Origin of the sequence: Synechococcus sp. OH2, assembly GCF_047462155.1 — a bacterium.
Taxonomy (GTDB): Bacteria; Cyanobacteriota; Cyanobacteriia; order Thermostichales; family Thermostichaceae; genus Thermostichus.
Genome location: NZ_JANSIR010000038.1, coordinates 1 through 7345, shown reverse-complemented (window position 1 = coordinate 7345; position 7345 = coordinate 1). Strand labels below are relative to the sequence as shown.

The window sequence follows — 7345 nt, the reverse complement described above, 5'->3', positions numbered from 1 at the left end:
CAACGAAAGAATCGGCCTTTGCGGGATTTGGCGAGGCGCTCGCAGAGCCGCTGATACCGTTTTTGTGTTGCTTTGCCAACACGAGATGCGTAGGGGATTAGCCCCGCAGGCGACCGGAGCGCAGGATGCTGAGGATGAGCCACAGCCCCAGCAGGCTGGCGGCGCCAAAGAGCAGCTCGCTTAGCCAAAAGACCTGGAAGCGCTGGGTTTGCGCCGAGATGATGGCAGCGCCAATAATCAGGGATCCAACCAGGATGCTGTAGGAGAGGCGGTTGGCTGACTGGTCCAGGCTGGTGCGGAGGCCTTCCAGCTCCTGCACCGTCAGGTTCCAGCGCTGGGTCTCGGAGGTGATGCGGCTAAGCAGCACTTCCAGTTGCCGCGGCGACTGCAGCGAGAGGTTTTTGAGATCCAGGGCTGTGCGCAGCAGCGAGGGCAGGGGGGCATCCCCCAGCAACTGCTGCCGAAACACATCGGCCATCAGGGGGCGAATTTGCTCCGGCAGATTGTAGTCTGGGGTGAGCTGGCGGGCGATCCCTTCCAGGTTGGCCAGGGCCTTGGCGCACAGCCCCAGGTTGCCGGGGATGCGGATCTGGTTGCGCCGCGCCGCCTGCAGGATCTCGGAAAAGAGCTCGCTAAAATCCAGCTCGGCAACGCTCAGGGTGTAGTACTGGCGCAAGAGGCGCTCGTATTCCCTCTGCAGTTGGGCCAGGCTGACGGCGGGATCCCGCAGGCTGCCCCTGGGACTTTCCGGCAGGGCCAGTTCCAGCGTGAGCTCAGCACAGCGCTGGGCATCCAGGCTGACAATGGCCAAAATCAGCTCCAGCACAATCTGCTGCGTGCGGGGATCCAGCCGCCCAATCATGCCGCAGTCCAAGAGGGCCACGCGACCGGATCCCAGGTAGAAGAGGTTGCCAGGGTGGGGATCGGCGTGGAAATAGCCGTCAAGGCAGATCTGCTGGAAAAAGGCGCGGGTGAGCAGGCGGGCAATCTGCTGCGGGTCGGCGTCACTGCGATCCGCCTCCAGCAGGGGCTTTCCCTCGATCCACTCCAGCGTCAGCACCTTGGGGGTAGTGAGCGCCCAGTAGACGCGCGGCACCACCAACTGTGCTGGGTCAAACCAACGGCTGGCCTGCAGGCGTTGCCGCAGTTGCTCCGTGTGGCGGGCTTCCTGGGTAAAGTCCAGCTCCGCCTGCAGCGCCCGGCAAAACTCATTGGCCAAGGCCACCACGTCTGTTAGCCTACCGAACTCCGTTTGCGCCACCAGCTCAGCAATGCTGCGGATGAGCTTTGTATCCCGCTCTACTATTGCCTCCAAACCCGGCCGCTGGATCTTGAGAGCCACCGCTTCGCCACTGAGCAGGCGGGCGCGATGGACTTGGGCAATGGATCCCGCTGCCACTGCTTCCGTGTCCAGGCTGCTGAATACCTGCTCCAGCGGCTTTTGCAACTGCTGGCGCAGTAGGATCTCCACCGCCTTCCAGGGCACGGGGGGCACATTGCTCTGCAGCGTGCTGAGGGCCTCGATGTACTCCCGCGGCAACAGATCGGGGCGGGTGCTCAGCAACTGGCCCAGCTTCACATAAACCGGCCCCAGATCCACCAGGATGTTGCGCAGCACCATCGGCGGCGGCAGTTGCGGCTCTTCCGCCTTGCCCAAGGAGAGTAAGCGCCGCATGTAGTCCCAGCCGTGGCGCAGGACTACTTCCAGGATCTCCGCCTGCCGGGCGCTGTTCTGAGCCAGCCGCGCAAAGACCACCCCTTTTCCCTCCTCTGCCGGAATTGCCTAGAGACAGCTTAGAAAAAGGGCACGGGAGCCACCCGGCGGGTTCCGTCCCAGCCGCTGGCTAGCCCCTCCCGCAAGACCCGCAACACTTCGTCGGTGCTGGCGTTGGGCTCGACAAAGGAGAAGAGGTGCTTATAGCGCAGCCTCCCCTCGCGATCCACAATGAACTGGCCCGGCAGGGGCGCCCCCATCGCTTGGCCGACACCGTAGAGCCGAAAGGTCTTGCACTCCGGATCCACCAACAGCGGGTAGGGCAGTTGCAGGTCGGCTTGGATCTGTTGGCTTTGCACCGGGTCGGTGCTGGTAATCATCAGCAGCTCTGCTCCCAAAGACCGGATCTCCTCGTAGCGGGCCTTCAGCTCCTGGATGTGGGGGTAGCAGAAGGGGCAGAAGAGTTTTTCTGTGAAAATGCGGGTAAAAGCCAGAACCACCGGCTGGTGGCCGCGGTAGTCCGACAGGCGCACGGGATCCCCGTGTACATTGGGCAGCTCAAAGTCGGGGGCCAGCTCGCCAATCTGCAGAGGGCTGTTGGCCGGCTGGGGGATGAAGTTGTCGAAAAAGCGACGGTTGAACAGGCCGCTGTTGCTGGTCATTGCCATTTTTTACGTTTCTTTACTACCTGCCACCAGCCTAACCCAAAGCCTCGGCCACTGCCTTTAGCCGTCGCAGTTGTGCCCGCATGTCGTGCCGGGTCAGCTCTGCCGCCACCAGATAGAACCCTGCCGCCACCCAGGGGTTGGGGATGGAAAACTCAAAGCGGTTCACCAACAGCGTTCCCGACGCCTGGGGGCGGCACTCCCAGCGGTCAGTGCCCTGAAAAAACCCCTCAAACTGCCACTGCACCAGACCCTCGGCCCGCTCGGTAATCACGCAGTCCAGGCTGGGGGAAATGAGAGGCAGGCGCAGGAAAAAGCGGTAGCGGCTGCCCAGTTGCCCCGTAGGGGATCCCAGCGCTTCGCAGCCCAAAAGCGGGTTAAGCCAGCGCCGCAGCAGCTCCGGGTCAATGAGACAGCGCTCCACCCGCGCCACGTCAGCAGCAATTTCAATTGCTTGGGTATAGACGGGCATGCTTCAAGGAAAGGCTGCAGCAGCAGGCTGCGCTTTGCCGACAGGGGCAACGGTACTCAGCAAGATCAAGATATCGCGGTACTCCACCTGATCCGGCCCGCGGCGGGGGGATCCCACCTGAATGACTGCCTGGTGCAGGGACTGTTCAGGGTGGGGGGGAGACTCAAACACAAGGGTGCGGATGCCGTTGGCCTGTTCCAGATCCGAGAGGAGATCCCAGCCCCGGCCCCAGAGGGTACGACGGTAGTAGGCGGCAATCTCCTCCAGAGGCTGAGAGGTCTGCAAGAGCAAGGAGGTCAGCCCCCCCTCCTGATCCCAGATTTGCCCGGAAGAGAGGACGGCGGCTTCGGGCAACTGCAACTGCGGTGGGAAGTGGGGAGGAAGGGCGCGGGTATCGCCCACGGAAGCCGCAAAATGGGTGCCATCTTCGCCAACGTGGCGCAGCACCGGATCCAGCGGGACAGCTTCGGAAGGAGGTGGCTCTGGCAAGGGGCGACAGGCAGCCAGCAAGGCTAGCATTAGCCAAGCCAGAAGTTGCACCTGAGCTGGGCAAAAGTCTCCTCTCATCCGTAGCCAGGGATCCCTCAGGTGGGTTATAGCGGATCCCCTCCCCCAGGACAACCCCTCCGTTGAAGCAACACCCCCCGCCCCTGCCCAAACGGCAATTGCACAACCTAAAATCAGTAGAGATCTGCGTGTAGGGATCCCTGGGAGAGGTGTCCGAGTGGTTTAAGGAAGCAGTCTTGAAAACTGCCGTGGCGCAAGCCACCGTGGGTTCGAATCCCACCCTCTCCGTCCTGGAATCTTTCGCCATCTGCTGAAGTTTCCAGAAGCTCTGGTTCTATGCCAACACCGACGCCAACGCCGACAGCTTTGCAGCTCACTAGCTCCGCTTTTGCCCCCTCACAACCCATCCCCTCCCGCTACACCTGCGAAGGAGAAGACCTTTCTCCCCCCTTGACTTGGTCGGGGGCACCTGTAGGAACCCAAAGCTTTGCCCTAACCATGGATGATCCTGACGCGCCTAGAGGCACCTTTGTCCACTGGGTGGTCTACAACTTGCCCGCCAGTGTTACGAGTCTGCCAGAAGGGATCCGCTCCGACAGCGACCTGCCCCAGGGGGCCGTCCACGGGCAAAACAGTTGGGGACGCAATAGCTATGGCGGCCCTTGCCCTCCCAGCGGCACCCACCGCTACTTCTTCACCCTCTACGCCCTGGACAGGCAACTGGCCTTAGCACCAGGGGCCACCAAAGAGGCCTTGCTACAGGCCATGACAGGCCACATCCTCGCCCAGGCCCAACTGATGGGCACCTATCAAAGAAGAAGGTAGGGGAGAACCTCAAGCAAGGGGTGCCCACAGGCTGGAGCTGAGCGTTGCTGAAAGCAAATCCCACATCTCTGCTCTCCAAGAAATTTGCCCTGCCGCCGTCTTCCTGCCCAGGACAGGGATCCCTAGCTGGGCCTGCAACTGCCAGACCAAGGGGAGTTCTTCTAGGGAGGAGCCGGATGCGGATTCCAGCAACACCCATCCCAGGCAGTGAGTCTTGGCTTGGTGAAGCAAGGCCGCAAAAGCAGCTCCCTGGCTAAGGGCAGCTTCCTGGGGCAGCGTCAGAAGTACCTTGAACCCCCAGGCAGCAGCTAGGTCGGCCCAGGTTTGGCCGGGCCCTATCGGATCAGCTAGGGTGCCGGGCACCACCAGCAGGGGATCCCTTTCCCCTTCCCAGGCAGCAATCTGTTGCCAGAGGACCTTGAGCTGTGCTTCAGAAGGGCTGGGATCCACGCGGAGCAGCCCCCAGGGACGTTCTACCGCCTCTTGCCAGGCTTCTGCCACTGCCGCTGCTGCCGGGATTCCAGGCCAGGTGTCGGCTACCATCACTCTCATGGCTCTCCGGTCTCGGCTTCCCAGAGGTTCAGAAACTCGGGTTGCACCTCGAAGCCAAACACCAAGGCCATGTCCCGCAGCATCGAGACAGATCCCAGTTTCTGCTGCTTAAACCAGCGCATCAGCACGAAAATCTTCTGATAGACGAAGATCTCCAGTGCTTCGGGGTTATAGACGATCCCTTCGCGGGGGTTGAATTGGTGGGGCACCAGCATGGCGGCGTAGCGAGCCAGCTCGCCGCTGCGCCAGTCAAGAAAGTAGGGCATCCAGGGGTAAACCGTATCCCAGCGGATGAACCACAAGCGCACTTCCGGGATCTCCGAGAGCTCGCGCGGATCGTCGGGGCTGCGCGGCCAATCGATGGCGCACTGTACCTGCTGAGCGGCGCGAACGGGATCCGCCATCAAGGTTTTCACCAACTCATGGCCCGGCGTTAAATCCAGGGTTTGAATGGCTTCGGCGGGTAGGTAGAAGGTAATCGGCACGACGACAAGCAATCGCTTTAACCCAGTCTCGATCCAGGCGAGGGCTTCCGCAAGGGAGAAACCCTATCCGCGGATACCATCAACCCATTGCAGCTTATCTCAGCTCTGGGCTATTCACCCCTGCCAGCGGGATCCCCCAGCGGGTGAGATCGAGGGCAAAGCCTGCGGTTACCAAAAACACCTGGTCGGCCAGAGGAGCCAGCTTTTGGGTGAGCTCCCCCATCCGATCCCGAAACCGCCGCCCCAGCGGATAGGCGGGCACCAACCCCCAGCCTACCTCTTCTGAGACCAGGATCACCTTTCCTCGGCAGCTTTGCAACGCTGTCAAGAAAGATTGCGCCAAGGGATCCCACTCCTCAGGGGAACACTCCAGGCCCTGCGCCACCCAGCCCCCCAGCGAATCCACCAGGGCACAACAGGGCTGGGGCAGCTTCTGCAGTTCGGAGCCCAGGTCTGGCTCGGTTTCCCAGGTTTGCCAGGTGGGAGGACGCCGTTGCCGGTGCTGCTGAACCCGCTCCGCCCACTCCGGGTCGGCCTCAGGGTCGGGTTTGGGCCCGGTGGCCAGATAGATGACCGGCAGGCCGGAAGCAGCCGCCAGGTTCTCCGCCAGCCGACTTTTGCCGCAGCGGGCAGGGCCACAGATAAGTACAAGCGACATTAGGCATTGGGATGGAAGTCAATCGTTAGATTAGCTCAGTATTGGGTAGTCTCTACTGCCTCGAGCTTGATTCGAAATGTAAGACTTGAAGACTCCTGCGCGGAGTTGGGGCACACTCTACTTAGGCTTACGTTTTACCTTGGCAAGCCCTGATCTAGGGAACTGAGGTTCTATGCCTATCCGCATTCAACACAGCCCACAACTAGAGGAGAAAACATACTTTGCCTATAGAGGCTTAGAGCCGTTTCCCTTGGTTAATATTGGCTCTCTCAGCTATGGATGTGAGTTCTTCGTTCATTGGATGGGAGAACCTTCGCAGGTAAAGATTGGCCGCTGTAGCTCAATTGCACAAGGGGTACATTTTTTTGCAGGCTACGAGCACCACACTGACTGGGCTACTACCTATCCTTTCACTCACCTACCTGAGTGCTGGAGTGAGCTGCGTGCTCTGGAAGGTCACCCTCTGACCCGAGGAGACATTCTAGTTGGACACGACGTTTGGATCGGCCATGGCGCTATGATTCGCTCAGGAGTGACGATTGGAAACGGAGCAGTTGTTGGGATGGCTGCAGTAGTGACAAGGGATGTCCCGCCCTAGGCAATTGTTGCCGGTGTGCCCGCCAAAGTAGTTCGCTACTGCTTCTCACCCGAGGTAATCGAACAGCTCAGCCAGCTTGCCTGGTGGGATTGGCCTCTTGAAGCAATACGTCAAGCAGCACCTCTTCTTTGTCGACCCCTAGATCAAGAAACTCTGGCAGCACTAGCTGAGTTTAAGCAAAAGCTTCTAGCTCCGTAAGGTTGGAGTTAGGATGAGGATCGATTCAACTAGGGGTAGGTTGACAAGTCCCGATTCAGAATGCAGACATGGTGGATCTTAAACCGGCATCTTCCCCTGCCCAAAATACTTCTTCAGCCACCTCGCAAGCCTCTCCGCCCCTTTGGCTAAGCCTGGCGCTGGGGATCACCACCGCTCCTGTTTTGTTAGGACTGATCTTGGCGGATCGCGCTGCCAAGTGGCTGGGATCCCTGAGCTGGGAAGATCCAGGCTGGTGGTTGGGGGAACGGCTGCCCAACCTCGATAGCGCTGCTCTTCGCGCCCAGCAGCAAGAACACCAAGATTCTGGGCCAGCGGAGCATCCCTAGCTCCTCGTCGCTTTCGTATCATGGGTAGAGCAAGTCCGTCGCAGGAGTGAGCATCCTTTGCGGAGATCGGTCAGGCCAGCGCAAGAGTTCACCTCCACATTCTTGGGAGCGCTGTTTTGGCTGAGCGCATTTTTCTTTACAGCTGTGTTGAGTGCCTGTTTGGGCTACCTCTTCGGCCAGCGCGCCCTGTCGGGGGTCTCCTCTCCTGTTACCGAAGCTGGCAATGCTTCCTCCTCCCGTGGCGTTCGCGATCCCCGCACTGTGCCCCTGTTGAACGAGGCCGAGGTGATTGCAGCAGCGGAAGCAAGCCTGCGCCCACCCCCC

At 60.5% G+C, this 7345-nt stretch carries 10 protein-coding genes and 1 tRNA gene; 4 read left to right on the top strand and 7 right to left on the bottom strand.

Annotated features, from left to right (window positions below; translation table 11 throughout):
- Positions 1-97: 97 nt before the first annotated feature.
- The 4 genes from NW835_RS02660 to NW835_RS02645 are packed head-to-tail and all read right to left on the bottom strand — an operon-like array spanning position 98 to position 3418.
- On the bottom strand, positions 98-1756 hold the full coding sequence (locus NW835_RS02660) for an ABC1 kinase family protein (protein ID WP_414414451.1): 1659 nt from the start codon (positions 1754-1756) through the stop codon (positions 98-100).
- A 38-nt stretch (positions 1757-1794) separates the two neighbouring features.
- Positions 1795-2382 (bottom strand): peroxiredoxin family protein, encoded by a 588-nt coding sequence (locus NW835_RS02655; RefSeq protein WP_414414450.1) that lies wholly within the window; start codon positions 2380-2382, stop codon positions 1795-1797.
- A 31-nt stretch (positions 2383-2413) separates the two neighbouring features.
- Positions 2414-2851 carry an SRPBCC family protein gene (locus NW835_RS02650; RefSeq protein WP_414414449.1) on the bottom strand — a complete coding sequence of 146 codons (438 nt, stop codon included), beginning with the start codon at positions 2849-2851 and terminating at the stop codon, positions 2414-2416.
- 3 nt (positions 2852-2854) lie between these two features.
- Positions 2855-3418 carry a hypothetical protein gene (locus NW835_RS02645; RefSeq protein WP_414414448.1) on the bottom strand — a complete coding sequence of 188 codons (564 nt, stop codon included), beginning with the start codon at positions 3416-3418 and terminating at the stop codon, positions 2855-2857.
- A gap of 143 nt (positions 3419-3561) precedes the next feature.
- Between NW835_RS02645 and NW835_RS02640 the strand changes: the two genes are divergently transcribed.
- Positions 3562-3646: transfer RNA gene (locus NW835_RS02640), tRNA-Ser, on the top strand.
- A gap of 48 nt (positions 3647-3694) precedes the next feature.
- On the top strand, positions 3695-4183 hold the full coding sequence (locus NW835_RS02635) for a YbhB/YbcL family Raf kinase inhibitor-like protein (RefSeq protein ID WP_414414447.1): 489 nt from the start codon (positions 3695-3697) through the stop codon (positions 4181-4183).
- A gap of 9 nt (positions 4184-4192) precedes the next feature.
- Here the strand turns inward: NW835_RS02635 and NW835_RS02630 are convergent, their stop codons facing one another.
- The 3 genes from NW835_RS02630 to cobU all read right to left on the bottom strand — a co-directional run bounded on the left by NW835_RS02630 (position 4193) and on the right by cobU (position 5878).
- Entirely contained in the window at positions 4193-4735 is a 543-nt protein-coding gene (locus NW835_RS02630; protein WP_414414446.1) for a hypothetical protein, read from the bottom strand.
- Complete coding sequence (locus tag NW835_RS02625; RefSeq protein WP_414414445.1) at positions 4732-5232, bottom strand: CRR6 family NdhI maturation factor; 501 nt, start codon at positions 5230-5232, stop codon at positions 4732-4734. The genes NW835_RS02630 and NW835_RS02625 overlap by 4 nt, the downstream gene beginning before the upstream one ends.
- A gap of 82 nt (positions 5233-5314) precedes the next feature.
- A complete protein-coding gene (gene cobU / locus NW835_RS02620; RefSeq protein WP_414414444.1) occupies positions 5315-5878 on the bottom strand; it encodes a bifunctional adenosylcobinamide kinase/adenosylcobinamide-phosphate guanylyltransferase in 564 nt (187 codons plus the stop codon).
- Between the two features lie 172 nt (positions 5879-6050).
- On the opposite strand from cobU, the gene NW835_RS02615 reads away from it, so the two are divergent.
- The gene (locus NW835_RS02615) at positions 6051-6476 is read left to right on the top strand and encodes a CatB-related O-acetyltransferase (RefSeq protein WP_414414443.1); all 426 of its coding nucleotides are present in this window, start codon (positions 6051-6053) and stop codon (positions 6474-6476) included.
- 266 nt (positions 6477-6742) lie between these two features.
- A complete protein-coding gene (locus NW835_RS02610; RefSeq protein WP_414414442.1) occupies positions 6743-7021 on the top strand; it encodes a hypothetical protein in 279 nt (92 codons plus the stop codon).
- Positions 7022-7345: the final 324 nt, after the last annotated feature.